This window comes from Microbacterium sp. UBA1612 (assembly GCF_002321605.1).
GTDB classification, from domain to species: domain Bacteria; phylum Actinomycetota; class Actinomycetes; order Actinomycetales; family Microbacteriaceae; genus Microbacterium; species Microbacterium luteum.
The window spans coordinates 32,226-58,543 of the sequence record NZ_DCMW01000025.1; the positions used below are offsets into that span (position 1 = coordinate 32,226).

General features: G+C 68.7%; 22 protein-coding genes, 1 tRNA gene and 1 pseudogene. 9 read left to right on the plus strand and 15 right to left on the minus strand.

Features of this window, described 5'->3' with window-relative positions; all coding sequences use genetic code 11:
* Positions 1–87: 87 nt before the first annotated feature.
* The 7 genes and pseudogenes from B3S45_RS11055 to B3S45_RS14685 form a co-directional block, all read left to right on the plus strand.
* Positions 88–639, plus strand: a complete 552-nt coding sequence (locus B3S45_RS11055; protein WP_188550635.1) for a hypothetical protein — start codon at positions 88–90, stop codon at positions 637–639.
* 38 nt (positions 640–677) lie between these two features.
* Positions 678–5,705 (plus strand): helicase-related protein, encoded by a 5,028-nt coding sequence (locus B3S45_RS11060; protein ID WP_229745048.1) that lies wholly within the window; start codon positions 678–680, stop codon positions 5,703–5,705.
* A 117-nt stretch (positions 5,706–5,822) separates the two neighbouring features.
* A complete protein-coding gene (locus tag B3S45_RS11065) occupies positions 5,823–6,860 on the plus strand; it encodes a DUF4238 domain-containing protein (RefSeq protein ID WP_188550636.1) in 1,038 nt (345 codons plus the stop codon).
* 205 nt (positions 6,861–7,065) lie between these two features.
* Positions 7,066–7,539, plus strand: a complete 474-nt coding sequence (locus B3S45_RS11070; RefSeq protein WP_286720636.1) for a single-stranded DNA-binding protein — start codon at positions 7,066–7,068, stop codon at positions 7,537–7,539.
* Between the two features lie 15 nt (positions 7,540–7,554).
* Positions 7,555–8,190: a hypothetical protein gene (locus tag B3S45_RS11075; RefSeq protein ID WP_229745049.1), complete on the plus strand. Its 636-nt coding sequence runs from the start codon at positions 7,555–7,557 to the stop codon at positions 8,188–8,190.
* 11 nt (positions 8,191–8,201) lie between these two features.
* Entirely contained in the window at positions 8,202–8,402 is a 201-nt protein-coding gene (locus B3S45_RS11080; RefSeq protein ID WP_188550638.1) for a hypothetical protein, read from the plus strand.
* 152 nt (positions 8,403–8,554) lie between these two features.
* Positions 8,555–9,634, plus strand: a pseudogene (locus B3S45_RS14685) (recombinase family protein); the annotation flags it as partial.
* A 610-nt stretch (positions 9,635–10,244) separates the two neighbouring features.
* Here B3S45_RS14685 and B3S45_RS11095 read toward each other — a convergent pair.
* The 10 genes from B3S45_RS11095 to rplU form a co-directional block, all read right to left on the minus strand.
* Positions 10,245–10,317 (minus strand) — tRNA-Ala (locus B3S45_RS11095).
* Between the two features lie 103 nt (positions 10,318–10,420).
* Complete coding sequence (gene rsfS / locus B3S45_RS11100; protein WP_071043331.1) at positions 10,421–10,798, minus strand: ribosome silencing factor; 378 nt, start codon at positions 10,796–10,798, stop codon at positions 10,421–10,423.
* Complete coding sequence (locus B3S45_RS11105; protein WP_286720642.1) at positions 10,798–11,787, minus strand: hypothetical protein; 990 nt, start codon at positions 11,785–11,787, stop codon at positions 10,798–10,800. Before B3S45_RS11105 ends, rsfS begins: the two co-directional genes overlap by 1 nt.
* Positions 11,784–12,380: a nicotinate-nucleotide adenylyltransferase gene (gene nadD, locus B3S45_RS11110; protein ID WP_071043329.1), complete on the minus strand. Its 597-nt coding sequence runs from the start codon at positions 12,378–12,380 to the stop codon at positions 11,784–11,786. Before nadD ends, B3S45_RS11105 begins: the two co-directional genes overlap by 4 nt.
* 9 nt (positions 12,381–12,389) lie before the next feature.
* Entirely contained in the window at positions 12,390–12,614 is a 225-nt protein-coding gene (locus tag B3S45_RS11115; protein WP_071043328.1) for a hypothetical protein, read from the minus strand.
* Positions 12,615–12,671: 57 nt separating this feature from the next.
* Positions 12,672–13,931 carry a glutamate-5-semialdehyde dehydrogenase gene (locus tag B3S45_RS11120; protein WP_286720645.1) on the minus strand — a complete coding sequence of 420 codons (1,260 nt, stop codon included), beginning with the start codon at positions 13,929–13,931 and terminating at the stop codon, positions 12,672–12,674.
* A 9-nt stretch (positions 13,932–13,940) separates the two neighbouring features.
* Positions 13,941–14,774, minus strand: a complete 834-nt coding sequence (gene proB / locus B3S45_RS11125) for a glutamate 5-kinase (protein WP_071043326.1) — start codon at positions 14,772–14,774, stop codon at positions 13,941–13,943.
* Entirely contained in the window at positions 14,771–16,279 is a 1,509-nt protein-coding gene (gene obgE, locus B3S45_RS11130; protein WP_071043325.1) for a GTPase ObgE, read from the minus strand. The genes proB and obgE overlap by 4 nt, the downstream gene beginning before the upstream one ends.
* An 81-nt stretch (positions 16,280–16,360) precedes the next feature.
* A complete protein-coding gene (rpmA, locus tag B3S45_RS11135) occupies positions 16,361–16,618 on the minus strand; it encodes a 50S ribosomal protein L27 (RefSeq protein WP_286720648.1) in 258 nt (85 codons plus the stop codon).
* 18 nt (positions 16,619–16,636) lie between these two features.
* Complete coding sequence (rplU, locus tag B3S45_RS11140; protein ID WP_071043323.1) at positions 16,637–16,945, minus strand: 50S ribosomal protein L21; 309 nt, start codon at positions 16,943–16,945, stop codon at positions 16,637–16,639.
* Positions 16,946–17,135: 190 nt separating this feature from the next.
* Between rplU and B3S45_RS11145 the strand changes: the two genes are divergently transcribed.
* Positions 17,136–17,408 carry a DUF4031 domain-containing protein gene (locus tag B3S45_RS11145; protein ID WP_286720650.1) on the plus strand — a complete coding sequence of 91 codons (273 nt, stop codon included), beginning with the start codon at positions 17,136–17,138 and terminating at the stop codon, positions 17,406–17,408.
* 18 nt (positions 17,409–17,426) lie between these two features.
* Here B3S45_RS11145 and B3S45_RS11150 read toward each other — a convergent pair whose 3' ends face one another.
* Positions 17,427–19,802 carry an Rne/Rng family ribonuclease gene (locus B3S45_RS11150; protein ID WP_286720652.1) on the minus strand — a complete coding sequence of 792 codons (2,376 nt, stop codon included), beginning with the start codon at positions 19,800–19,802 and terminating at the stop codon, positions 17,427–17,429.
* Between the two features lie 294 nt (positions 19,803–20,096).
* On the opposite strand from B3S45_RS11150, the gene B3S45_RS11155 reads away from it, so the two are divergent.
* On the plus strand, positions 20,097–20,714 hold the full coding sequence (locus B3S45_RS11155; protein WP_286720654.1) for a vitamin K epoxide reductase family protein: 618 nt from the start codon (positions 20,097–20,099) through the stop codon (positions 20,712–20,714).
* A 63-nt stretch (positions 20,715–20,777) separates the two neighbouring features.
* On the opposite strand, the gene ndk is transcribed toward B3S45_RS11155, so the two are convergent.
* Genes ndk through ileS form a run of 4 tightly spaced genes read right to left on the minus strand, consistent with a single transcriptional unit; the run spans position 20,778 to position 26,267 of the window.
* A complete protein-coding gene (gene ndk / locus B3S45_RS11160) occupies positions 20,778–21,191 on the minus strand; it encodes a nucleoside-diphosphate kinase (RefSeq protein ID WP_071043319.1) in 414 nt (137 codons plus the stop codon).
* Positions 21,192–21,590, minus strand: coding sequence for a DUF4233 domain-containing protein (locus tag B3S45_RS11165; protein ID WP_286720657.1), 399 nt, complete (start codon positions 21,588–21,590; stop codon positions 21,192–21,194).
* Positions 21,583–22,938, minus strand: a complete 1,356-nt coding sequence (locus B3S45_RS11170) for a bifunctional folylpolyglutamate synthase/dihydrofolate synthase (RefSeq protein WP_286720659.1) — start codon at positions 22,936–22,938, stop codon at positions 21,583–21,585. Before B3S45_RS11170 ends, B3S45_RS11165 begins: the two co-directional genes overlap by 8 nt.
* The gene (ileS, locus tag B3S45_RS11175) at positions 22,935–26,267 is read right to left on the minus strand and encodes an isoleucine--tRNA ligase (RefSeq protein WP_286720661.1); all 3,333 of its coding nucleotides are present in this window, start codon (positions 26,265–26,267) and stop codon (positions 22,935–22,937) included. Before ileS ends, B3S45_RS11170 begins: the two co-directional genes overlap by 4 nt.
* Positions 26,268–26,318: the final 51 nt, after the last annotated feature.

Genomic DNA, 26,318 nt, shown 5'->3' on the forward strand with positions numbered 1-26,318 from the left:
ACGAGAGCGCGGCCGACGGCGCAATTAGCGACGCGCCGATCGCCGATGACGACGGAGCACCGGCTACGACGAGTCAGGGAGTCGATGATGAACCACTACGCGATCCGGGTCCGGGAGCACTGGACCCTGCACGCCCCGGACCGGGTGGCGGCGCTGGAGGACCCGGAGCGGTTCTTCAGCGACCTGGGGGCGCAGATCGCCGCCGAAGTGGCGGACCTGGCAGGCAGACTGCAGCACAGTCCGGCGTTGACCGTGGAGATGAGGCGCTCTTCGGGGCAGACTTACTTGCAGGACGCATCTCGTCGGATGACGGCGCGCAGGATCGCGGAGGAGATCGTGATGAACCAGCACCTGGCCTGGGCCGGCGATCCGAGCCTGCCGCTGGATCAGGCCCGCGAGGAGTGGGAGCAGACGCGCCCGGCCGACGAGAACCTGATCGCCTGGGCCGAGCGGACGCAGGACTCCCCGTACCCGATCTACTCGACAGCGGAGCTGGAGGACAAGGCGACCGAGTGGGCGCTGCCGACCGAGTTCCTGACCGGGCTCCTGGAGGCGGAGATCCCCCGGATGTACCTGGAAGCGAACCGGGAGATTCTCGCGGAGGCCGCGACTATCCGGTTCCTGCGCGAAGTCCACTAGCACCAGTCGGCGGGCCTGCGGCGGGTGCGCAGCGGTTCGTGCCGTCCTCCCAGGACGACCTGGCCCCCTCGGGTGCGAAAGCACGGTTCGAAGCGAACGTCGCCGCGATCCGCCTCGCCCGCGCACTCACCAAGGAAGACAGGACGGCGACGGCCGAGGAGCAGCACGTGCTGGCCCGGTGGTCCTCCTGGGGTGCGATCCCGGAGGTCTTCGACAACGCCAAGTCGGAGTGGGCGGGCGAGCGTACCGAGCTGCGTGAGTTGTTGAGCGACAGCGAGTGGGATGCTGCCGCGCGGACGACGATCAACGCGCACTACACCGACCCGGCGATCGCACGGCAGATGTGGCGCGCGCTCGGCGCGCTGGGGTTGGACAGCGGGCAGGTGCTGGAGCCGGGCTCGGGGGCGGGCACGTTCATCGGACTGGCGCCCGAACAGGCCCAGGTGACCGGGGTGGAGTTGGACCCGATCACCGCGGCGATCAGCCACGGCCTCTACCCCCACGCCACGATCCGTGCCGAGTCGTTCGCTGACACCCGCCTGCCCGAGGGCCACTTCGACGCGGCGATCGGCAACGTGCCCTTCGCCAATGTCAGGCTGCATGATCCGGTGCACAACCCGACGGGTCAGTCGATGCACAACCACTTCATCCTCAAGTCCCTGCACCTGGTCAGGCCGGGCGGGCTGGTGGCGGTACTGACTTCGCACTACACGATGGATGCCCAGAACCCCGGCGCCCGCCGGGAGATGAACGCTCTGGCCGATCTGGTCGGCGCGATCCGCCTCCCCTCTGGTGCGCACCGGCGGGCTGCGGGCACCGAGGTCATCACCGACCTGCTGATCCTGCGCCGCCGCGAAGACGGCCAGCCCCCGGCCGATGACCTGTGGGAGAGGGTCACTCCGATCACCATCGACGGGCAGCGGATCAAGGTCAACGCCTACTTCGATCACCACCCGGAGCACGTCCTGGGCGATATCAGCATTGGGCAGGGCATGTACGGAGGCGACAGCCTCCTCGTCACCGGCGACCTCGACCGGCTCGACGCCGCCCTGGCCGATGCGATCGACCAGGTGACCTTCACCGCCCGCCGTGGCGGGCTGTCGATGACCGCCCGTTCCGCGGTGCAAGAGTCGCGGCGGGCGGCGTTCGTGCCCTCGCCTCCGGAGCTGTGGGACGGCAGCATCACCACCACCGAAGGTGGCGGGTTCGGCACCGTGGCCGCCGGGACCGTCGAGCCGCTACCGGTGCCCAAGTCCGCGGCGAGCGAGCTGCGCGCACTGGTCGGGCTGCGCGATACCGCGATCCGGCTGTTGACACTGGAAGCCGCGAGCGTCGACGACACCGACGACATCGCCACCGCCCGCGAGGAGCTACGCCGCGGGTATCAGAAGTACCTCGGCACCTACGGACCCTTGAACCGGTACACGCTGCGACGCACCGGCCGCACCAATGAGGCCGGGGAGGACACCTACGCGCGGATCGTGCCCACCCCGATCCGGCTCCTGCGAGGCGACCCCTTCGGGGCGCTGGTGATGGCCCTGGAACAGTTCGACGACACCAACCAGAGCGCCACCCCTGCGGCGATCATGACCCGCCGGGTGGTCGCACCGCGCGCCGAAGTCCAGGGAGTGGAGACCCCGGCCGATGCGATCGCGGTCAGCCTGGACAAGACGGGCGGGATCGACCTGGCTCTGATCGCCGACATGCTCGGTATGGGCGAGCCCGAAGCCCGCCAGGCTTTGGAGGGGCTGGTGTTCACCGACCCCGGCACCGACGACCTCATCCACGCCCCGGCCTATCTGTCCGGGGACGTCCGCACCAAACTGGATGCTGCCAAAGCCCGCGCCGCCGACGAGCCCGCGTTCGGGACGAATGTGGAGGCGCTGGCCGGGGTGCTGCCCGAGGCGCTCGGGGTCGAGGACATCACCGCCCGGCTCGGGGCGGTGTGGATCAGCGCGGAGGTCCACGAACAGTTCCTGAACGAGTTGCTGCGCACGAGCGAGGTGCGGGTGGAGAACCCGCTGCCGGGGATGTGGGAGGTCCGCGGCGGACGCCAAGGGCTGCTCGCGACCAGCGAGTGGGGCACCGAACGCCGCCCGGCACCGGACATCGCGCAGGCCGTGATGGAACAACGCACCCTGCTGGTCTACGACGAGGTCGAAGACTCAGGCGGCCGCAAACGCCAGGTCCTCAACCCGCTGGAGACCACCGCGGCACAGGAGAAGGCCGACGCGTTGGTCGAGCGGTTCGCCGAGTGGGTGTGGGAAGACCCCGAACGCGCGGCAGGCCTGGTGACCGAGTACAACCGGCGGTTCAACTCCATCGTGCTGCGCGACTACACCGGCGCTGGCGAGTACCTGTCCCTTCCCGGTCTGGCGGCGACGTTCACGCCCCGCCCGCACCAGCGGGCCGCGGTCGCACGGATGATCGCCGAACCTTCCGCGGGCCTGTTCCACGAGGTCGGGGCGGGCAAGACCGCGGAGATGATCATGGGCGCGATGGAGATGCGCCGGATGGGCCTGATCGACAAGCCCGTGGTCGTGGTCCCGAACCACATGCTGGAGCAGTTCGGCCGCGAATGGCTCCAGATCTACCCGCGGGCGCGGGTTCTTGCCGCCTCCAGCCAAGACCTGAGCGCCGAGAAGCGTCGGCTGTTCGTCGCCCGCGCGTCGGCCAACGAGTGGGACGCGGTGATCCTCACCCAGGGGGCGTTCGCGAAGATCCCGCTGCGGGCCGAGACCCAGACCGCGTACATCCAGGGGCAGGTCGATCAGGTCAAGCAGGTCCTCGACGACGCCCAGGGTGAGGACCGGATGAGCGTCAAGCGCGTCCAACGCAAGCTGCTCCAGCTGGAGAACAAGGTCAAGGCACGCGTCGACACCGGCCGGGACGCCGGGGTGTGCTTCGAGGACACCGGGATCGACTACGTGATCGTCGACGAGATGCACATGTACAAGAACCTCGCCACCGAGTCCAACATCCGCGACGCCTCCATCGAGGGCTCCGCCCGCGCCTCGGACCTGCACATGAAACTGGACTACCTGCGGTCCCAAGGCCGCGAACGCATCGTCACCGGCGCCACCGCGACCCCGATCTCCAACTCGGTGACCGAGGCGTACGTGATGCAGCGCTACCTGCGCCCCGACCTGTTGGAGGCCGCCGGGATCGGGGCATTCGATGCCTGGGCGGCGACGTTCGGACAGACCGTCACGAGCATGGAGATGGCACCGGCCGGGAGTAACACCTTCCGGATGAAGACCCGGTTCGCGAAGTTCTCCAACGTGCCCGAGATGTTGAAGATGTGGTCGATCTTCGCCGACGTAAAGACCGCCGACGACCTCGACCTGCCCACCCCCGACCTTGCCCCACGTGGCGACGGCAAACGCGCCCCGGCCACCGTCGCCGTGCAGCCGACCGTGGAGCTGGAGCAGTTCATTGAGCAGCTCGGCGCCCGGGCCGAGAAGGTTGCCAACAAGAGCGTGTCTCCGGATGAGGACAACATGCTCGTCATCTCCACCGATGGCCGCAAGGCCGCCCTCGATGTCCGCATGATCGTCCCCAACACCCCATCAGGGCCGACGAAGGTCGACGTCGCCGCCGACGCGATCCACCGGGTCTGGGAGCAGACACGCGACCACGAGTACCTCGACACCCTCACCGGACAGCCCTCACCCATCCGCGGTGGGTTGCAGCTGGTGTTCTCCGACATCGGCACCCCCAACGTCGACCGGTGGAACGCCTACGACGAACTCCACGCCCAGCTCGTCTTGCGCGGGATGCCCGGCGAGGCGATCCGGTACATGCACGAGGCGAAAACCGACACCGACAAGGCCCGACTGTTCGCCGCCGCCCGCAACGGCCACATCGCAGTCCTCATCGGCTCAACCGAGAAGATGGGCGTCGGCACCAACGTCCAGAACCGAGCCGTCGCGCTCTATCACCTGGACTGCCCCTGGCGACCGTCCGATATCGCCCAACGCGAGGGCCGCATCCTGCGGCAAGGCAATCAGAACCCCGAGGTCGCGATCGTCCGGTTCGTCACCGAACGATCCTTCGACTCCTACATGTGGCAAGGCGTCGAACGCAAAGCCACCTTCATCGCCCAGCTCATGCGCGGCCGGCTCGACACCCGCGAGATCGAGGAGATCGACTCCACAGCGTTGTCTGCCGCCGAGGCTAAGGCCATCAGCTCTGGCAACCCGCTGCTACTGGAGCACTCCACCATCCAGAACGAGGTCACCCGGCTGCGCCGCCTGGAACGGGCCTACCACCGCAACCAGTCCATGCTCGTCCACACCCGCGACCGCGCTACTGACGATGCTCGCCGCACCGAAGCCGACATCACCGCCCTACAAGCTGCGCTCCCGAGAGTGCGCGATACCTCGGGCGACGGGTTCCGCATCGACCTCGCCGAGAAGAGCTACACCTCGCGGGCCGATGCCGCCCACGCGCTGGCCGAGTGGTCACACAGCTCGGACCTGAAGTGGGCGCCGCGCTACCAGTCCCGTGACTACGGCACCATCGGATCTATCAGCGGCTTCGACATCACCGTGTCCACCCGGCCCGCGCTCGGTGGCGACCTGGTCGTGAATGTCGCGCTGGCCGGGGTACCGCGCAGCGGGTTCATCGTCACCCGCGAGGCGTTCCTCGACGGCGGCGTCGGTCTGATCCAGCGCATCGAGAACCGCGCCTCCGGCATCCCTGCCCTGCTCGACCACGCCCGCGACGACCTCGCCGAAGCCGAGCAAGCAGCCGCCGATGCCGACCAGCGCATCGGACAACCCTTCCGGCACGCCACCGCGCTGGCTCACAGCGAGGAAGACCTCGCCCGCGTCGAGACACAACTGGCCGCGATGCAAGAAGAGACCGACCAACCCTTAGAACCCCAACCAGCACCCGAAGCCGGACCGTCGTCCTCGCCGGCTGACGCGCTGACCGTCGAGGAGGTCAAGGCCCACCGACCAGCCCTCGGCGTCCGTGCCGACCGGAGCCGCACCGCGATCGCACGAGCGGCCGGGGCAGACAGCTCAGCGGTCACGATGCGGCACCGCGGTCCGGCGTTCTGAATCGGACTCCTGCGCTGAGGTCCGTCTTGTGTTCGATCTGTCGGCGCGAAGTGCTCCCGAAGTCGAGCAAGCGGCACGCTGCCCAACCTGCTCGTTCGGCGGGAGATCATTGGGGATGTGAGCGCTCGCCACCACCTCGTCCCGCAGTTCTACCTGCGGAACTTTGCCAACGGCAACCAGCAGCTCGCCCTGGTCGATCGAGCCCGACCAGACCGAGCGATCAGAAACGCGGTCCGCAAGGCATGCTCGGAAGTTGGCTTCTACCGGATCGAGACCGACGTGCTCGCCCGCGAGCAGGACCGAATCGGTCACGACCCCGAGGTGGTCGAGCACCACTTGAGTCAGTTCGAGCGCGCGGCAGCGCCCGCCATTTACAAGTTGATCCGGACCGGCCTCTCGGACTTCACCAAGGAGGACTGGTACCACCTGATCAACCACATCGCGCTCCAGACCGTTCGCGGGCATCGGTGGCGCGAGGACTTCAACGCGGCTGCCACCCATCAGATGCGGCTCCACCTGGGGCAGACCGTCACCGACGAGCAGATCCGTGCCTGGCTTCGTGAGAGCGATCGGCCGATCACCGACGAGGAAGTGAGCGCGTTCCGAGTTGAACTGTTAGGCCCGAAGGGTCCCAGATTGGTTGCGCCCGAAGCGGTGATGGTTCAGGAGAGCCTCAAACTCGCCCTGAGCGGACTTGGGGAACGCCTGGCAGACGGGATGCACTGGACCCTGATCCGCAGCGACGAGGCCCCGGTCCTGACCTCTGATGAGCCAGTCTGTTGGTGGTCGCCGGGCGATGGGCCGGTTGGATATGCGACGGCCAACGTCGTGTGGTTCCCTCTGAGCCCGCGGTTGATCCTGCAACTACGTGACCGAGACCTCGACCAGCGGGCCCTCGGCCTTCCGACGATCGACACTGCCGCCGGGAGAGATGACCTGATACGCCTCATCAACGGTCAGGTCGGAGGTCAAGCGCACCGCTGGATCATCCACCACCCCGATGACCGTCCCCTCGACCGCCTCCAACTGGCACCCCGCACGAAGTGGGGAGATCAACTCGTGAGTTCCACGCATGAAGGAAGTACGCGTCGCGAGCTCTGGTACCACCGCCGCCTGCCCGAACTGGATGACGGAGACTCCACCTCCAGGAAATGATTCGGAGTGCGGCCACGTCGACCGACATGCACCCGCACATGTATCGCCATGTCGGGTACGACCTCGTCGCCCGAGAGTTCCTTCCGTGGTCGCCTCTGTCCCGACGCAACTGGGCAGGCGTGTGGCGGTCACGCGGGTGCACCTACCAGTCGAGAGACAGTCGCGCCCACTGCGGTCTGTCGCCGACGAGGACAGGAGCAGACCGATGGCTATTCGCACGCAGCAGTCTCTGACGGGGTTCATCGCAACCGATCCGCAGCTGACTTACACCGAGAAGGGCGAAGCGCGGTTCTATGCGCGGGTCGGGCAGGAGAACTACCGGCGAGAGACCGACGGGTCGTTCACCAAGCTGGAGCCGGACTTCCACAACCTAGTGATCTACCGCGCCAGCGCCGAGCGCGCCTATGAGCGGTTCGCCAAGGGCGACAGCTTCGTCGCCGAGGGGTACGCCCACGAGTACTCCTACACCCGCGACGGCCAGCAGATCGAGGGTGAGGAGTTCGTAGCCAAGAAGATCGGCCACGACACGGCCCGCACCACCTACGAGGTCGCGCGCACCCGCCGCGAGGAGCCCACCGTCGAGCGGGCTGCCGAACGCGACGGCCCCGCCCGCAACGCCACGGCCCCTTCCCGCGCGAGCAATGCCAGCGCGAGCCGGCAGCCCGCGCTCGGCCTCTGACCCCGAGACCCGACGATGAATGAGCACACACCACCGAAGCCGCCGGACCTGGACGAGCCCGAACCTGACACCCCGCCTCCTTCTGAAAGCGGTCCGGCTGGTGGTGCGCGGGTGCTGGACGAGCCGCCGCACCCGGTGAACTGGAACCTGCTGACCGCCAAGCAGGCCGCGATCGAGTGGCGGGAGCTGAACGCCTGGGTGGACTGGCTGCGCCACGCCTACGGTCTGCCCGCCAGTGTGGTGCCGCCGTTCTGGTACCGCCACCCAGAGTTGGTGTGGGAGCTGTCGGCGCTGCACGTTCATTGGCTGTGTAGCTACGACCCCGAGCAAGACGGGTCCGCGGGGCTGGGGTGGCATCACGACTTCGCCGAAGCGAGGCTCCGGCTGCGCGACTGGGTCGCCGCGTCCGGAACGCGGGTGGACCGTGACCGGCCGACCCGTCAAGCCGTCTGGCCCGGCCAGGACGCTCCCGAGCCGGTCGAGGAGACCGTGATCGCCGACCGGGATGCGGACTTCGTGGCGTTCGTCAACGTCGACCTCGCCCGCCGTCGCGACGCCGAAGAGGCGTACTACGCCTCCCTGATCGCCCACGCCACCGACGGAGACGGTTTCGGTGAGCAGACCGGGCGCTCCGGCTCCGAGGCCGAGTAGGTGCACGGGCGATGGTGCGTTCCTATGACCGCAAGACCGACCGGGCCGGCGCGGACCGGCCGGTGCGGGTCCGGTTCGTCAGACGCGAGGAGATTGATGCCGAGAAGGTCGCCGAGGTCCTCATCCGTCTTGCTCTGCGCGCGGCCGGGGATGGCACCGCCACCGGACGGGCCGGTGAGCACCTCCGCGGTCTGCTCGAACCGCGGCGGTAGACTGGCGGGGTACGAACCACGATCACGGCGCCCACTGGCACCCGACCGTAAGCCCCACTGATGGGGTGTTCTTTTCGCATATCTGACGTGACCGCCACCCCGGCGCCCCAGCCGCCCGACCCTTGTCGGGCCTCTGAAAGGCGGTCACACCGATGACGCTCACCGACCACACCACCGGCCTGGACCTACGCGCCTTGCGCGCCCTGGCCGCCGGCACGACTCGTCGCGCCGACCACAGCGAGGAGCCGCCGGCCGACGGTCTGGTGCCGGCAGTGTCCTACCTGCGGGTCTCGACCAAGGACCAGGCCACCCGCAACGGCCTCGAAGAGGGCCTGTCCATCCCCGCCCAGCGTGATGCCGCCGCCAGGAAGGCCGAGCAGCTCGGCGCGGTCATCGTCAAGGAGTTCATCGAACCCGGCGAGTCCGCCAAGACCGCCAGGCGTCGCGCGTTGCAGGAGATGCTCGACTACCTGGCTGCGAATGCGGTGCAGTACTGCATCATCAACAAGGTCGACCGCCTCGCCCGCAACCGGCTCGACGACGCAATCATCCACGCCACCCTGCGCGGTGCCAACATCACCCTGGTCTCGGTCACCGAGAACATCGACGAGACCCCTTCCGGGATGCTGATGCACGGCATCCTGGCCTCGATGGCCGAGTTCTACTCCCTCAACCTCGCCCAAGAGGTCACCAAGGGCATGGTCCAGAAGGCCACCCTCGGCGGCACCCCCACCAAGGCCCCACTCGGCTACCTCAACGTCCGCACCACCGACGCCAAGGGCCGAGAAGTCCGCGACGTGCAGGTCGACCCCGAGCGTGCCGAGCTGATCCGGTTCGCGTTCACCGCCTACGCAGGCGGCGAGCACTCCCTCTCATCGCTGGCGCGGGAGTTGAAGACCCGCGGCCTGACCACCCGCCCCACACCGTCCCAGCCCGCCCGGCCCGTGACGACCACCGCGTTGCACAAGATCCTGACCAACCCCTACTACCAGGGCACCGTCACCTTCCGCGGCATCACCTACGACGGCGCCCACACCCCACTGGTGGATTCGGAGACCTGGCTGCGCGTGCAGACCCAGCTCGATGCGAAGAACGCCGTCGGAGAACGCCCGCAGAAGTACGACCACTACCTCAAAGGCAACCTCTACTGCTCCTGCGGCGCCAAGCTCATGATCGAACGCCCCCGCGACAAGAACGGCGAACGATACGAGTACTTCACCTGCTCCGGCCGCCGGAAGAAGACCGGCTGCACCCGCTCCGCCGTCCTCGCACCGCGAGTCGAGGACCGGATCGACCGGGACTACGGCACCAACGGCCTCACCACCGCCGAAGCCGAACAGATCGCCTCGGTGCTGCACCATGTGTTCGCCCAGCTCGAAGCCTCCAGCGACGACGAACGCAAGCTCCTCCAGACCCAGCGCGACAAGCTCGACGCCGAACGCCTCAAGCTCGTCCAGGCCCACTACGCCGACGCCATCCCCCTCGACCTGCTCAAGGCCGAACAGGACCGCATCCGCACCAGCCTGGACGCGATCACGAACCGTCTCGACGGCCTCGCGACCACCTACCGCGACGCACACGACGGGCTCGATCAGCTCCTCGGCGTCCTCACCGACCTTGGCGATCTCTACGCCCGATGCGAACCCACTGAACGCCGGATGCTCAACCGCGCCCTCTTCAAGCGCATCGTCGTCGACGAAGACGAGAACATCACGTTCTTCCCCACCGAGCCCGCAGCCACCGTCCTCGCCCACGCTCGCAGCGGTGGGACCACCGAACCCAGCCCGGACGCGAAACTGCCCCGTCATCAGACGGGGCAGGTTTCGAATTTCTCGACTTACGTGGACCTGAGGGGACTCGAACCCCTGACCCCCTGCATGCCATGCAGGTGCGCTACCAGCTGCGCCACAGGCCCAGATCGTTTCCCGCTCCGGCGGGACAACTCGATCAGCTTACAACATGTTCCCGGTCTCTTCGAACCGTCGCCGCCCCGGGCGTGGCGCGCGACGCGACGTGAATCACTCGCCAGCCGAGGCTCCGGCAAGGACGATGGGGACGACGGGGCAGTCCTTCCACAGGCGTTCGAGCCCGTAGTACGACCGCTCCTCCTCATGGAAGACATGCGCCACGAGGTCGCCGAAATCGAGGAGGATCCAGCGGGACTCCTCGCGTCCTTCGCGCCGGAGCCGCTTGTGGCCTGCCTCGAGGAGCTTCTCCTCGATCTCATCGGCGATGGCGGCGACATTGCGCTCGCTGCGCCCGGTGACGATGAGGAAGACGTCGACGAGCGGCAGCGGATCGGACACGTCCAGGGCGACGAGGTCCTCACCGCCGGTCGCGTCCGCTGCGGCGGCGGCGATCTGGAGCATCTCCCGCGACTGTTCCGTCGCCGGCATCAGATCGCTCCCGTCACGAACGCGAGGATGAGCACGCCCACGAGGGCGAGCGCCAGGACACCGGCGGTGATCGCGAGTGTCAGCATCAGCCGCCCACCCTTCTCGGGGGTGGGGGGCTTGATGACGTCGCCGGGCTGCTTGTGGGTGCTGATCGCGGCGCTGGCGGCGATCGGCGTCGGTGACGAATGCGCCGGCAGCTCACCGTCGACGAGAACCGCGTCCACCTCTTTGCCGTCCGCCGTCCCACGGGCGTGTCCGGTGGATCCGAAGCCCTCCGGCAGGTCGTACGACCCCGTGAGGATGACCTCGCCCGTCGAGGCGACAGGCGAGGCGAGCGTCGACGGCGTCTGAGACATGATGAGCGCGTTGGGAGTGCTGACCGAGCCGCTCGACGAGCGCGTCAGCAGCTGATCGAAGGACGCCGGGGCCCCCGCAGCCTCCTGCACGCCCCCGGCGAGGAGCCCTGCCCCGAGAGCCGGGTTCACCACGGGCCGCTCGGACTCGTCCGCGACCTCTCGGCCAGCCTCGCCCGAATCGTTCTCGGCCGGTGCATCCGCACCCTCGGGGACGGAGGCGACGATGGGCGTCGGCTCGCCCAGGGCGGGGTCGACCGGCGCCGCGGTCCACACGGGCTTCTTCGCCGCTGTGGTGTGTTGAGCAGCCACCTCCGGTGTGATCACCGGCACCGAGGCGGTGCGTATCTTCTCCTGCTGGCGCGCCTGCCGGCGCGTGAGCGGCGCCTCACCGAGGTTCACACTGGAGTCGGGGGCCGGCGCCGGCGACACATCGGTCGGGGGCGCCGGCCGGGGCAGGCGCGGCTTCGGAGAGGCGACCGGTGCCGCCTGCGCGGGCGCGGCGTCGTCGGTGTCGGCTGTGGCATGGGCGTCGGCGTCCGGGGGTGTCACGACGGGCGTCGAGCCGGTGTTGCGGATCTCCCGCAGCTGACGGCGGGTCAGCGGCTTGTCCGCGGGGTGCTCGGGTGTGCTCATTCCATGCTCCGGTAGAGGTGATGCTTCGCAATGTATTGGACAACCCCGTCGGGGACGAGGTACCACACCGGGTGACCTCGACGAACCCGGTCTCGACAGTCCGTCGACGAGATCGACAGCGCGGGGATCTCCAGCTGGCTCACGTTCTCCGACGGCAGTCCCTCGGTGCTCAGCACGTGGCCGGGACGGGAGACGGCGACGAAGTGGGCGAGTTGCCACAGTTCATCATGGTCCCGCCAACTGAGAATCTGCGCCACGGCGTCGGCGCCGCTGATGAAGTACAGCTCCGCGCCCGGTCTCTCCGCCTGCAGATCGCGCAGTGTGTCGATGGTGTAGGTCGGGCCGGCCCGGTCCACGTCGACGCGGCTCACGGTGAATTGCGGGTTCGATGCCGTCGCGATGACGGTCATCAGATAGCGATGCTCGCTGGAGGTCACGCTCTGCTTCTGCCAGGGGCGTCCGGTCGGAACGAAGACGACTTCATCGAGGTCGAAGGACTGCGCCACTTCGCTGGCCGCGACGAGGTGCCCGTGGTGGATGGGATCGAACGTCCCGCCCATCACTCCGATCCGAGGGGCTCGCGCCGTGGACATGCAGCGGGCCTAGTGCCCGTGTCCCGCCTTCTGAACGTCGTTCGCGTGCGCCTTCGCGTAGGCCTCCGCCTTATGTGCGTGGCGGTTCGCCACGTTACGATACGACGCGGTCACGAGCGCCAGCAGACCGAAGACGGCCAGGGCCACCGCACCGTACCAGAAGGTCTCGAGCGCGACGTTGCCGTGGTGCTCGGTCTCCTCCGCCGCGAGGATGACGATCTCAGCCAGTGTCATTCGTGCTCCGTTTCGGGTGGGCCCGGGATGTCCGGACGCCGACCAGTCTATTTGGGATCAGGCTCGGACGTGGCCTTCGCCCCGCCCGATCCACTTCACGCTCGTGAGTTCGGTCAGGCCCATCGGCCCTCGGGCGTGCAGCTTCTGCGTGGAGATGCCGACTTCTGCCCCGAAGCCGTACTCTCCGCCGTCCGTGAAGCGTGTCGACGCATTGAGCATCACCGCCGCGGAGTCGACCTCGGCGAGGAAGCGCTCGGCCGCTGCCGGGTCATCGGTGATGATCGCCTCGGTGTGGTGCGTCGAGTAGGTTCGGATGTGCGTCAGCGCCTCGTCGATCCCGTCGACGACGCGCATGGCCAGATCCAGACTCAAGTACTCCGTGGACCAGTCGTCATCGGTGGCCGCCACGACGCGAGGCGAGAGTCCTGAGATCGTCTCGTCTCCATGCACGGTCACCCCCGCCCCCTCGAGCGCGTCCAGCAGGTCGGGGACGAGTCCGAGAGCATCGCGGTGCACGAGGACCGTTTCGACGGCGTTGCAGACGCTGGGTCGCTGCGCCTTCGCATTGACGATGATCTCCCGCGTCCAGTCCGCGCGCGCGGTGGCGTCGACGAAGATGTGCACGACCCCCGCGCCGGTCTCGATGACGGGCACGGTCGATTCCGTCACGACCGTTTCGATGAGCTGCGCGCTTCCCCGCGGAACGAGGATGTCGACCAGCCCTCGCGCGGTCATCAGCTCGCGTGCGCCGTCGCGTCCGAACCCATCGATCGTCTGCACCGCTTCGGAGTCGATGCCTGCAGATGCGAGGGCATGCCGCATGGCTGACACGAGGGCCCTGTTCGTGTTCTCGGCCGCGCTGCCGCCGCGCAGGACGACCGCGTTCCCCGACCGCAGGGCGAGGGCCGCGATGTCGACGGTCACGTTCGGCCGGGCCTCGTAGATCGCGCCGACGACGCCGAAGGGCACGGCGACCTTCGTCAGCCGGATGCCGCCGCCGATGATGCGCTCGTCGAGGACACGTCCGACGGGGTCGGGAAGGTCGGCGATCTCCCGCACGGCGGCGGCGAGAGCGGCGACGCGCGGGGCGTCCAGGCGCAGGCGGTCTCGCAGGCCATCGGCGAGCCCGCTCGCCGCACCGCGTGCGAGATCCTCGGTGTTCGCGGCGACGATCTCGGCCGAGGCCGCCTCGATCGCGTCGGCGATGGTCCGCAGCGCGTGCGACTTCGCATCGTCGTCCAGGAGCGCGACGGCTCGGCTGGCATCCTTCGCCCGCTGCATCCGCTCGCGTGCCGAAGCCTCCGTCACCGTGGTCATCGTTCCAGCCTACTGATTCCCGGCCGCCCGCACGGGCCCCGTGGCGGGCGCCGCATCCGGTGCCGGATCCGGCTCGAACCACGTGCCGACGTGACGCCCCTCGAGCGCCTCGGCCACGAGGTCCGCGCTCGTCACGAGCACGCCGATGCCCGCTGCCGAAGCAAGCTTCGCGGCCGAAGCCTTCGTCGCGGCACCGCCGGTTCCGAGGCTGTTGACGACCGTTGCGCCGAACTCGTAGTCGTCGAGATCGTCGCCCCAGGCCACACGATCGATCGGGCGAGCACCCGGCTCGCCCGGCGGGCGCGTGTAGAGGCATTCGATGTCGCTGAGAAGAACCAGCGCGTCGGCACCGATCAGGCGGGCGACCAGCGCTGCCAGGCGGTCGTTGTCGCCGAAGCGGATCTCGTGGGTCGCTACGGTGTCGTTCTCGTTGACGATCGGCAGGATGCGCAGTCCCAGAAGCCGCTCCATCGCGCGGCGCGCATTCGATCGCGGTGTCGCGTTCTCGAGGTCGCCTGCCGTCAGCAGCACCTGCCCGGCGACGACACCGAAGGGGCGCAGCGCATCCTGGTAGCGGTAGATCAGCACGTTCTGCCCGACCGCCGCGGCCGCCTGCTGGGTGGCGAGGTCGGTGGGACGCTCGTCGAGGGTGAGGTACGGCATTCCGGTGGCGATCGCTCCCGACGAGACCAGCACGACCTCGGCGCCGCGAGCATGGGCGTGGGCGAGCGCTTCGACGATCGGGGCGATCTTGCCGCGATTCGCACCGCTGATCGACGAGGACCCCACCTTGACCACCACGCGGCGCACGGTGGCGAGACCGGAGCGGTCGACGACGCTCACCCGTCGCTCTCCTCGCTCCACCCGGACGACGAGAGGCGCTCGGCCTCGAGATCGGCGCGCGCCTCGGCCTTGGCATCCATGCGTTCGCGATACTGCTCCCGCCGCTGCGACGTCGTGCGGCGGTTCGACGGATCGATACGGGGATCGGTCCCCCGCGGAGCGGTCATGAGTTCGGCAGCCGAGCTCAGCGACGGCTGCCAGTCGAAGACGACGCCGTCGCCCTCCCCGATCACCACGGTCGCACCCGGGGTCGCACCGGCGCGGAACAGCTCGTCTTCGACACCGAGCTTGTCGAGGCGGTCGGCCAGGAAGCCGACGGCCTCATCGTTGCGGAAGTCGGTCTGCTGCACCCACCGCTCCGGCTTTGCGCCGACGATGCGGTAGAGGTTGCCGTAGGTGCCGCCCTCGACCCGAATGGAGAACTCCTTCTCGGAACCGCGCGGGCGGATGACCACGCGCTCCTGCGGCCCCTCGTCGGCTCGCGTCGCCCGATGGCCGGCGATGATCTCCCCCAGAGCGAACGTGAGCTCACGCAGCCCCGAGCGAGCGACCGTGGAGATGTCGAAGACGCGGAAGCCGCGAGCCTCGAGGTCGGGGCGCACGAGATCGGCGAGGTCCTTGGCCTCGGGCACATCGAGCTTGTTGAGCGCGACCAGCTGTGGCCGTTCGAGCAGCGGCACCTGATCGTCCGCGACCGGGTAAGCGGCGAGCTCCGCGAGAATGACGTCGAGATCGCTCAGCGGATCGCGGCCGGGGTCGAGGGTGGCGCAGTCGAGCACGTGCACCAGTGCCGTGCACCGCTCGACGTGCCGGAGGAACTCCAGGCCCAGCCCGCGGCCCTCGCTGGCACCCTCGATGAGTCCAGGGACATCGGCGATGGTGTAGCGCGTGTCACCGGCCTGGACGACGCCCAGGTTCGGATGCAGTGTCGTGAAGGGGTAGTCGGCGATCTTCGGTCGCGCGGCCGAGACCGCCGCGATCAGGCTCGACTTGCCGGCCGAGGGGAAGCCGACCAGCGCCACATCGGCGACGGTCTTCAGCTCGAGGACGACATCGCCCTCCCAGCCCGAGGTGCCCAGCAGCGCGAAGCCGGGCGCCTTACGCTTCGGTGACGCCAGGGCGGCGTTCCCGAGACCTCCGAGGCCGCCCGGGGCGGCGACGAAACGCATCCCGGGGTGGATGAGGTCGACGAGGGTCTCACCATCGGGCGCCTTCACCACGGTCCCGACCGGCACAGACAGCTCGAGGTGCTCTCCCGCCGCGCCGGACCGGTTGTCGCCCATGCCGAACCCGCCGTTGTCGGCGCTGCGGTGCGGAGAGTGATGATACGACAGCAGCGTCGTCTCCTGCGGGTCGGCGACGAGCACGATGTCTCCGCCGTGTCCGCCGTTGCCGCCGTCGGGACCGGCGAGGGGCTTGAACTTCTCCCGTCGCACCGACACGCAGCCGTTGCCGCCCTTGCCCGCGCGCAGGTGAAGGGTCACCCGATCGACGAAGGTGACCATGTCATTCCCCTCAGGATGTGGATACAGATGAGGGGCGAGCCGAAGCCCGCCCCTCATCGAAGACTTCTCGTGAGCCCCGGATCACTCCGCAGCTGCGACGATGTTGACGACCTTGCGACCGCCCTTGCTGCCGAACTCGACCGCACCGGCGGCGAGGGCGAACAGCGTGTCGTCGCCGCCCCGGCCGACGTTGGCGCCCGGGTGGAAGTGGGTTCCGCGTTGACGGACGATGATCTCGCCCGCGCCGACGACCTGACCGCCGAAGCGCTTCACGCCGAGGCGCTGCGCGTTGGAGTCACGACCGTTGCGAGTGGAGCTTGCGCCCTTCTTGTGTGCCATCTCAGCTTCTTCCTGGAGTTACTTGATGCCGGTGACCTTGACGCGCGTGAGGTCCTGGCGGTGCCCCTGGCGCTTCTTGTAGCCGGTCTTGTTCTTGAACTTCTGGATCACGATCTTGGGGCCGCGCTCCTCACCGAGGACCTCGGCGGTCACCGAGACCTTCGCCAGCTTGTCGGCGTCGGTCGTGACGGCGTCGCCGTCGACGAGCAGGACGGCCGGAAGCTGCACCTTGTCACCGATCTGAGCGGCCAGACGATCGAGAACGACGATCGAGCCGACCTCGACCTTCTCCTGCCGGCCACCGGCGCGCACAACTGCGTAAACCACTTCACACCTTGTTTCGTCTTGGGGAGCGCACGGCTCCGGTTGTCTTGAAAGACGGGTAACGGTGCGGAAGCCATGCTCTCGGCGTGTCGCCATGAGTATGCGGCACGCTACGCACCAAAGGAATACTTTACCGGATGCCGCAGCCCCGCGCAAAGCGACGCCGCCGGAGTCCGCGCCGTAGGATCGCGGGATGGCGATCCTGATCGATCCACCTCGCTGGCCCGCGCACGGACGCTTGTGGTCGCACCTGATCAGCGATGCGAGCCTCGACGAACTGCACCGCTTCGCAGCGGCGAACAGCATCCCCCGGCGCGGTTTCGATCGCGATCACTACGACGTTCCCGACGACGCCTACGACCGTCTCGTGGCTGCGGGCGCTCACGCCGTCGGAGGCCACGAACTGGTCCGGCGCCTCATCGCCTCCGGACTGCGCGTCACCGCTCGCGAGCGCCGCGGGCGGTGACGCGCGACCTCCGCGACGTCAGTCTTCGCTCGGCGGGGCCGGCGTGACGGTGCTCACCGGCGTACCCGTCAAGGCGGCGGTGGTCACCCGGCGCCGACCGCGTCCCTGACCGGGGGCCTTCGGCTCGGGGAGCGCATCCAGAACGGAGTCCAGGAGGACGTCCGTCTCGGTGCGGGGACCCTTCGATGACTCGGGCTTCTTGCGGCGGGGCTTCTTGCCCCGATCCGCGTGCTCGGCCCGGGATCCGTCCTTCGGGGCAGGCTGGCCGTCCTTGGGCTCGGGCAGCACGACATCCACCTGTCCACCGGCGGCGGGGGCGTCCTCCCCCTGCGACGGGTGGATCGTCGAGGCCGCGATCTGCGCCAGCGCCGACTTCACGCCCTCGGTGATCGTATGCGTGCCGCCGCCCTGGGACGACGACGATCCGTTGCCGTTGCCCTGCGAGGGACCGCCGTTGCCGTTCTGGCGCTGTCGACGGCCGCTCGAGGACGACCCCGATGACCGATGCTTGACCACCGGGTCGTGATGGACGATCACGCCGCGGCCGGCGCACACCTCGCACGCCTCGCTGAAGGTCTCGAGCAGCCCGAGACCCAGCTTCTTGCGCGTCATCTGCACGAGTCCGAGCGACGTGACTTCGGCCACCTGGTGCTTGGTCCGGTCGCGACTGAGGCACTCGACCAGACGCCGCAGCACGAGATCGCGGTTGGATTCGAGCACCATGTCGATGAAGTCGACCACGATGATTCCGCCGATGTCGCGCAGCCGCAGCTGCCGCACGATCTCCTCGGCCGCCTCGAGGTTGTTCTTCGTGACCGTCTCTTCGAGGTTGCCGCCGGAGCCGACGAACTTGCCGGTGTTGACGTCGACGACGGTCATCGCCTCAGTGCGGTCGATGACGAGCGATCCGCCCGAGGGCAGCCACACCTTGCGGTCCAGCGCCTTCTCGATCTGCTCGGTGATGCGGAAGCGGTCGAACGGGTCTCGGTCCTCCTCGTAAGACTCGACGCGATCGAGGAGGTCGGGAGCGACCCCTTCGAGATACGCGGTGATGGTCTGGTGCGCATCCTCACCCTGGATGAGCATCTTCGAGAAGTCCTCGTTGAAGACGTCGCGCACGATCTTGACCAGCAGATCGGGCTCCGAGTGCAGCAGCGCCGGGGCCTGCTGGGATTCGACCTGGCGGCCGATGTGCTCCCACTGCGTCGTGAGCCGGTTGACGTCACGTGTCAGCTGCTCCTCCGTCGCGCCCTCGGCGGCGGTACGCACGATGACGCCGGAGGACTCGGGCAGCACCTCTTTGAGGATCTTCTTCAGACGCGCCCGTTCGGTGTCAGGGAGCTTGCGCGAGATGCCGTTCATGGCGCCGCCGGGCACGTACACGAGATAGCGCCCAGGGAGCGAGATCTGGCTCGTCAGTCGCGCACCCTTGTGTCCGACCGGGTCCTTCGTCACCTGCACGAGCACCTTGTCGCCCGATTTCAGCGCGAGCTCGATCCGTCGCGGCTGATTGCCGGTCTCGACGGCGTCCCAGTCCACTTCACCGGAATAGAGCACGGCGTTTCGTCCCCGGCCGATGTCGACGAACGCGGCCTCCATGCTGGGAAGCACGTTCTGCACGCGACCGAGATAGACGTTCCCGATGAGAGACGAGTCCTGATTGCGGGCCACATAGTGCTCGACGAGGACGTCGTCCTCCAGCACCGCGATCTGGATCCGGCCGTTCTTCGATCGCACCACCATGACCCGGTCGACCGCCTCACGGCGCGCGAGGAATTCGGCCTCGGTCACCACGGCACGACGGCGACCGGCCTCGCGCCCGTCACGGCGGCGCTGCTTCTTCGCCTCGAGGCGCGTGGATCCCTTGATCCGCTGCGGCTCGGTCACGACCTCGACGGCCCGCTTGCGGCCGGAGGACCGGGGCGATTCGTCGTCGCCGTCGCTCTTGTCGTTCTGGCCGCCGCCTCCGCGACGTCGACCGCGGCGGCGAGAGCTGCCCCCAGACTGCTGCTCCCGGTCGCTCTCGACGTCGTCATCGGGCCGCGCCGGCAGCACCGCGATCTCGGGAGCGTAGAAGTGCAGCTGCGTCGACACCGCGGAGACGAACTGCTCCGGCAGGAGACCGAGACTGACAGCGGTCAGTCTCTCCGGTTCGGAAGGTTCTTCGGGCGGAGCCGGAGGAACCTCGGGCTCGGCCGAGGACTCGGGCTCAGGGGACGGCGCCGGCTCGGAGGACGCTTCCTCCTGGGTGGGCACCGTGACCTCGGCGGCCCCTGCGGGTGCCGAGAGTTCCTGCGTCCCAACCTCGGGCGACTGTTCCGCCTCTACGTTCGTCTCCACCGGGGCGTCCGGTTCGGAGTCTGCTGGGACGTGTGCATCATTTCCATCGGCCATCTCTGGCGTACTCCCCGCGGGTGACACCGCGCGTCACCCGTCGAAATCTCGTGCGTGGCGCCCATCCCTGGGAAGGGGCGTCCCCGCGAACTCACTCGGTGTGTCGTCGCGCCCGGTCCAGCGGGTTCCGCGACGACGATAGGGCGTTCATCGCCCGAAGTCTTCTGTCGATGCCCGTGGCGGCGCGGCCGCCGTGCATCGCCGTTCATTATCGCACTTTCGCTCCGATAATGCGCGACCGCGGCCGCAGTCGGTCCACAGCAGACCCATAGCGGACGATGAGAGGGTCGCCGTATGGCTTCGCCCTCGTCGCACACCCGCCCGACCGGCCTGGCGATCTGGCTGATCATCGCGGGGGTGATCGGGTGGTTCGCCGCCTTCAGCCTCACGGTCGAGAAGATCGAGCGACTGGCGGACCCGAGCGCGTCGGCGTCGTGCGACTTCAGCGTGCTGGTGCAGTGCAGCGCGAATCTCGACTCCTGGCAGGGCAGCGTCTTCGGCTTCTCCAACCCGATCCTCGGCCTCACCGGGTGGGTCGCACCGATCGTCGTCGGCGCGGCGATCCTCGCCGGAGCACGCTTCGCGCGTTGGTTCTGGTGGTGCTTCTGGGCGGGCATGGCGTTCGCGTTCGGGTTCGTCGTCTGGCTGATCGCGCAGAGCATCTTCGACCTCGGCACGCTGTGCCCGTGGTGCATGGTGACCTGGGCGGTGACGATCCCGTCCTTCTACGCGGTGACGATCCACCTGCTGCGGTCAGGCGTGGTGCCGGTTCCTGCGCGCGTGCGCAAGGCCGCCGCAGGCCTCATGGCCTGGGTGCCGCTGATGGCGATCCTCAGCTATGCGGTCGTCGTGCTGCTGGCTCAGGTGCAGCTGAACGCCCTTCCGAACATCTTCCAGACGATCTTCGGCTGAGCTGCAGCGCGAAGGCGCCGATCCCCAGGGGGATGCGGCGCCTTCGTCGGGCTGAGGAGAGGGTCAGAACCAGATGGCGAGTTCTCGGGCCGCCGACTCGGGGCTGTCAGACCCGTGCACGAGGTTCTGCTGCACCTTCAGGCCCCAGTCGCGGCCGAGGTCGCCGCGGATCGTGCCGGGTGCAGCCGTGGTCGGGTCGGTTGTTCCCGCGAGCGAGCGGAAGCCTTCGATGACCCGGTTGCCGGCGACCCGGATGGCCACGGAGGGGCCCGACATCATGAACTCGAGCAGCGGCTCGTAGAAGGGCTTGCCCTCATGCTCGGCGTAATGGCGCTCGAGACGCTCGCGCTCGGGCTCGACCAGGCGCAGGTCGACCAGCGCGTAACCCTTCGCTTCGATCCGGGCGAGGATCACGCCGGTGAGACCGCGGGCGACGCCGTCGGGCTTGACGAGGACGAGGGTTTCTTCGGTGGCCATTCAGTCTCCGTTCGTGGGTTCCGCGTCTGCGGCACGCGAGGCGTTCCGGCGGTCCAGCGCCGCCCCCTTGATGGTCGCATACGCCCACATCGCTCCGAAAATGAGACCGACCAGCACCAGCGCGGGAACGAGGAATCCGCCGAGGACGACGACGACCTGGAGGGCCCACCCCAGCACGATCCCGGCACGGTACCGCAGCAGACCAGCGGTGACGACCATCGCCAGTGCGACGACCGTGCCGCCGACGATCCCCCACCACGGCGGGATCGACCCCGGGAAGGCGCGCAGTCCGAACACGACCAGTCCACCGAGGAAGACGATGATCGATTCGAATCCGAGCACCACCGCGCCGAGCGACTCGGCCGCTCCTCTCGAACGCCTCACTCGGGGCTCACGCATCGGCGCCACCGCGCTTCCATCCCTCGGCGACCGATACCGCGATCGCTTCGCCCGCGAGCACCACCGAGCCCGCGATGACCACCGCACGCTGAGCGGACTCGACCGCCCAGGCCCGGGCTTCGTCGGCGGCGGTCGGAAGATCACCGTGCACGGTGACGTCCAACCCCGCGGCCTCCGCGAGATCGGCCAGGGCGTCTGGGTCACCGGCGCGGTCCGAGGCGGGTGCGGTGACGAAGACGCGCGTGGCGATCGGTGCGAGGGCCGCGACGATGCCGGCGGCATCCTTGTCGGCGAGCACGCCGAGCACCACGCCCCACTCCTCGAACGCGAAGGACTCCCGCAGCGCAGTGGCCAGCGCTGCGGCGCCGTGAGGGTTGTGGGCCGCGTCGACGAGCACGGTCGGCGCGGTGCCGAGCAGCTGCAGCCGGCCCGGAGAGGTGACGACGGTCAGCGCCTCGGCGAGCACGTCCTCCGCGATCGCGCGTCCGCCGGCACCGAGAAGCATCTCGACGGCGGCGATCGCCAGAGCGGCGTTTCGCCCCTGATGCGACCCGTACACCGGCAGGTAGGCCCCTTCGTAGCGCCCCGCGAGTCCCTGCACGGTCAGCTGCTGGCCACCGACGGCGAGCCGAGCCTCGGTCAGGGCGAACTCACGACCCTCGAACGCGACCCTGGCACCGCGCGCGGTGGCCGTGGCGCGGATGACCGCCTCCACCTCGGTGTCCTGCCGTGCCGAGACCACCAGCGCGCCGTCCTTCACGATCCCGGCCTTCACGGTCGCGATCTCGGCCGGGGTCTCGCCGAGGCGGTCGGCGTGGTCCATGCCCACCGGTGTGAGCACCGCCACATCGCCATCGGCGGTGTTCGTGGAGTCCCACGAACCCCCCATGCCGACTTCGACGACCGCCACGTCGACGGGGGCATCGGCGAACGCGACGAACGCGAGCACCGTCAGGAGCTCGAAGAACGTCAGCGGGTCCTCCCCCTCGGCGACGAGTTCGGCATCGATCATCCCCACGAAGGGATCGATCTCGTCCCAGGCGTCGGCGACGGCCGCGTCGTCTATCGGCTCACCGTCGACCAGGATGCGCTCGGTGAAGCGGTCGAGGTGGGGACTCGTGAACAGGCCGGTGCGAAGCCCGTGCGCACGCACGAGCGCCTCGATCATGCGGGCTGTCGAGGTCTTTCCGTTCGTGCCCGTGATGTGCACCACGCGATAGGTGCGCTGCGGATTGTCGAGCAGGTCGAGCACCCGCTGAGTGCGCTCGATCCGCGGCTGCACCCATCGCTCACCGGCGCGGTCGAGAAGCGCCGCGTAGACGGCGTCGGCTCTCTCGCGATCGGTCATCGAATCGCCTCCATCCGGGAAACGCGGACCGTGACGACGCCGGCGTTCGCGTAGGTGCCCGCAGTCACGGTGGTCTCGAACTCCATCGACGATCCGGTCGCGCTGTCCCCGAGGACGTGCTCACGGGCGAGCGTCTCGCCGGCGACGTCCGCGATCTCGAACGCCGACTCCACCTTGGCCAGATCGCCCGCGTCGGCGAACAGCAGCTCCAGGCGGATGCGGTCGCTCACCTCGAATCCTGCCGCCTTGCGGGTCTCCTGAACCGCCCTGATCATGTCGCGGGCCAGTCCCTCCGCCTCCAGCTCGGGGGTCGTGACGGTGTCCAGCAGGACGAAGCCGCCGTCGGCAAGCAGCGAGATGGCCACGCCCTCGGCGACGCCTCCCGCCTCCAGCGTGAGGTCGTACTCGCCGCTTTCGAGCGCGATGCCGTCCACGACCACCGCGCCGTCGATCTCCTCCCAGACGCCGGCTCTGGCGCCGGCGATCACGTGTTGAACGCGTCTGCCCAGTCGCGGGCCGGCGGCTCGGGCGTTCACGCTCAGCCGGCGGCTGATGCCGTACCGCTCGGCGACGGCCTCGTCGAGCTCGATCAGTTCGACGGCCTTGACGTTCAGCTCCTCGCGCAGAATCGCCTCGAACGGCACCAGCGCGGCGGCGTCTCGCACGACGACCGTCAGCGCCGCGAGCGGCAGCCGCACGCGAAGCCCCTCGCGCTTTCGCAGGGCGTTCGCCGCGCTCGAGACCTCGCGCACGGCATCCATCGCCGAGCGGATGTCGGACGCCGGGGCGAAGGCCGAGGCATCCGGCCAATCCTGCAGATGCACGCTGCGTCCGCCGGTCACGCCCTTCCAGACGTGCTCCGACACCAGCGGCAGCAGGGGCGCCGCAACCCGCGCGAGGGTCTCGAGCACCGTGTACAGCGTGTCGAAGGCGTCTCTGCTGGCGGGATCGTCGGTCACGCCCACCCAGAACCGGTCCCTCGAGCGGCGGATGTACCAGTTGGTCAGCACTTCGGCGAAGTCACGCAGGCGCGCGGCGGCCGTCGTGGAGTCCAGTCCCTCGAGATCGTCGGCGACGCCGCGCACCAGGTCGCCGGTGAGCGCCAGGATGTATCGGTCGAGCACATCGGTGCTGTCGGTGCGCCACGTCGCCTCGTATCCGCGCACCCCGCTCGCGTTGGCGTAGGTGGCGAAGAAGTACCAGGAGTTCCACAGCGGCAGGAGGAACTCCCTGACCCCCGCACGGATGCCCTCCTCGGTCACGACCAGGTTCCCGCCGCGCAGCACCGGACTCGACATCAGGAACCAGCGCATGGCGTCCGAACCGTCGCGGTCGAAGACCTCGCTCACATCGGGGTAGTTCCGCAGCGACTTCGACATCTTCTGCCCGTCGCTGCCCAGCACGATGCCGTGACAGGAGACTCCGGTGAAGGCAGGGCGGTCGAAGAGGGCGGTCGAGAGCACGTGCATGACATAGAACCAGCCGCGCGTCTGCCCGATGTACTCGACGATGAAGTCGGCGGGCGAGTGCTCGTCGAACCAGGCCTGGTTCTCGAACGGATAGTGCACCTGCGCATACGGCATCGAGCCGCTGTCGAACCAGACGTCGAGCACGTCCTCGATGCGCCGCATCGTCGAGCGGCCCGTGGGATCGTCGGGGTTCGGGCGGGTGAGCTCGTCGATGTACGGCCGGTGCAGGTCGACCTCGCCCGACTCGTTGCACGGGAGCCCGCCGAAGTCCCGCTCGAGCTCCGCGAGTGAGCCGTACACGTCCACGCGCGGGTGCTCGGGGTCGTCGCTCCGCCAGACCGGGATCGGCGTCCCCCAGTAGCGGTTCCGGCTGATCGACCAGTCGCGTGCTCCGTCGAGCCACTTGCCGAACTGCCCGTGCTGCACGTTCTCGGGCACCCACGCGATCTGCTCGTTGCCGGCCAGGAGACGGTCCTTGATGTCGGTCACGCGCACGAACCAGCTGGAGACCGCCTTGTAGATCAGCGGATTCCGACAGCGCCAGCAGTGCGGATACGAATGCTCGTAGCTCGCCTCCCGAAGGATGCGGCCGGCCTGTCGCAGCAGACGGATGAGTGGCCGGTTGGCGTCCATCCACAACTCGCCCGCAACGTCGGAGACCTGCGGCAGGAATCGCCCACCGTCGTCGAGGCTCATGACGAGGGGGATCCCGGCGGCCGCGGTCACACGCTGATCGTCCTCGCCGTACGCGGGCGCCTGATGGACGATCCCCGTGCCGTCGCCGGTCGAGACGTAGTCGTCGACGAGGATGCGCCAGGCATCGCGCGTGCCCCACGCGTCGGTGTCGGCGTAGTAGTCGAAGAGGCGATCGTAGGAGACGTCGGCCAGGTCGGCCCCGAGGAAGGTCTCCGTCACCGCCTCGCGGGCCTCCTCGGGTGACGCGTAGCCGAGGTCCTTCGCGTATCCCGCCAGCAGGTCCTCGGCCAGCAGGTAGCGGTGCGCCGTCGCCTCCACCGGGTCGTCATCCCGGTGCACGTCCGCGGCACCGGCGGGACCGGCCGGCAGCACGGCGTACCTGATGTCGGGTCCGACCGCGAGCGCGAAGTTGGTCGGGAGGGTCCACGGCGTCGTCGTCCAGGCGAGGGCTCGCACGCCGGTCAGGCCCAGGGCCTCGGCCTTGGCCCCGACGAGCGGGAAGGTGACGGTCACCGACGGGTCCTGCCGCATCTTGTACACGTCATCGTCCATGCGCAGCTCGTGCGCCGACAGCGGCGTCTCGTCGCGCCAGCAGTACGGCAGCACGCGGTGCCCCTCGTAGGCCATCCCGCGGTCGTGGAGGGTCTTGAAGGCCCAGAGCACCGATTCCATATAGCCGGTGTCGAGGGTCTTGTAGCCGCGCTCGAAGTCGACCCAGCGCGCTTGGCGCGTGACGTAGTCCTCCCACTCACGGGTGTACGCCAGCACCGACGAGCGCGCCTTCTCGTTGAACGTGGCGATGCCCATCGCCTCGATCTCGCTCTTCTCGGTGATGCCGAGCTGCTTCATCGCCTCGAGTTCCGCGGGCAGCCCGTGGGTGTCCCATCCGAAGACGCGGTCGACCTTCTTGCCGCGCATGGTCTGGAAGCGCGGGAAGAGATCCTTGGCGTAGCCGGTGAGGAGGTGACCGTAGTGAGGCAGTCCGTTGGCGAAGGGCGGGCCGTCGTAGAAGACCCACTCCGGCGCACCGTCGCGCTGTGCGATCGAGGCCCGGAAGGTGTCGTCTTCGGCCCAGAAGGCGAGGGTCTGCTGTTCCAGGTCGGAAAAACGCGGGCTCGGCTGCACGTCGGCGGCCGGGCCGAAGGAGGATCGGGGGTAGGTCATCGCACTCTCGCAGGTTCTCGTCCTGCGGGGACGATCCACCCGTCGGGAGAA

Coding starts and splice junctions, on each gene's coding strand:
- B3S45_RS11055 (WP_188550635.1), top strand. CDS start 88: ATGAACCACTACGCGATCCGGGTCCGGGAGCACTGGACCCTGCACGCC.
- B3S45_RS11070 (WP_286720636.1), top strand. CDS start 7,066: ATGGCTATTCGCACGCAGCAGTCTCTGACGGGGTTCATCGCAACCGAT.
- B3S45_RS11075 (WP_229745049.1), top strand. CDS start 7,555: ATGAATGAGCACACACCACCGAAGCCGCCGGACCTGGACGAGCCCGAA.
- B3S45_RS11080 (WP_188550638.1), top strand. CDS start 8,202: ATGGTGCGTTCCTATGACCGCAAGACCGACCGGGCCGGCGCGGACCGG.
- rsfS (WP_071043331.1), bottom strand. CDS start 10,798: ATGCCGGCGACGGAACAGTCGCGGGAGATGCTCCAGATCGCCGCCGCC.
- B3S45_RS11105 (WP_286720642.1), bottom strand. CDS start 11,787: ATGAGCACACCCGAGCACCCCGCGGACAAGCCGCTGACCCGCCGTCAG.
- nadD (WP_071043329.1), bottom strand. CDS start 12,380: ATGTCCACGGCGCGAGCCCCTCGGATCGGAGTGATGGGCGGGACGTTC.
- B3S45_RS11115 (WP_071043328.1), bottom strand. CDS start 12,614: ATGACACTGGCTGAGATCGTCATCCTCGCGGCGGAGGAGACCGAGCAC.
- B3S45_RS11120 (WP_286720645.1), bottom strand. CDS start 13,931: ATGACCACGGTGACGGAGGCTTCGGCACGCGAGCGGATGCAGCGGGCG.
- obgE (WP_071043325.1), bottom strand. CDS start 16,279: ATGGTCACCTTCGTCGATCGGGTGACCCTTCACCTGCGCGCGGGCAAG.
- rpmA (WP_286720648.1), bottom strand. CDS start 16,618: ATGGCACACAAGAAGGGCGCAAGCTCCACTCGCAACGGTCGTGACTCC.
- B3S45_RS11145 (WP_286720650.1), top strand. CDS start 17,136: ATGGCGATCCTGATCGATCCACCTCGCTGGCCCGCGCACGGACGCTTG.
- B3S45_RS11150 (WP_286720652.1), bottom strand. CDS start 19,802: ATGGCCGATGGAAATGATGCACACGTCCCAGCAGACTCCGAACCGGAC.
- B3S45_RS11155 (WP_286720654.1), top strand. CDS start 20,097: ATGGCTTCGCCCTCGTCGCACACCCGCCCGACCGGCCTGGCGATCTGG.
- ndk (WP_071043319.1), bottom strand. CDS start 21,191: ATGGCCACCGAAGAAACCCTCGTCCTCGTCAAGCCCGACGGCGTCGCC.
- B3S45_RS11165 (WP_286720657.1), bottom strand. CDS start 21,590: ATGCGTGAGCCCCGAGTGAGGCGTTCGAGAGGAGCGGCCGAGTCGCTC.
- B3S45_RS11170 (WP_286720659.1), bottom strand. CDS start 22,938: ATGACCGATCGCGAGAGAGCCGACGCCGTCTACGCGGCGCTTCTCGAC.
- ileS (WP_286720661.1), bottom strand. CDS start 26,267: ATGACCTACCCCCGATCCTCCTTCGGCCCGGCCGCCGACGTGCAGCCG.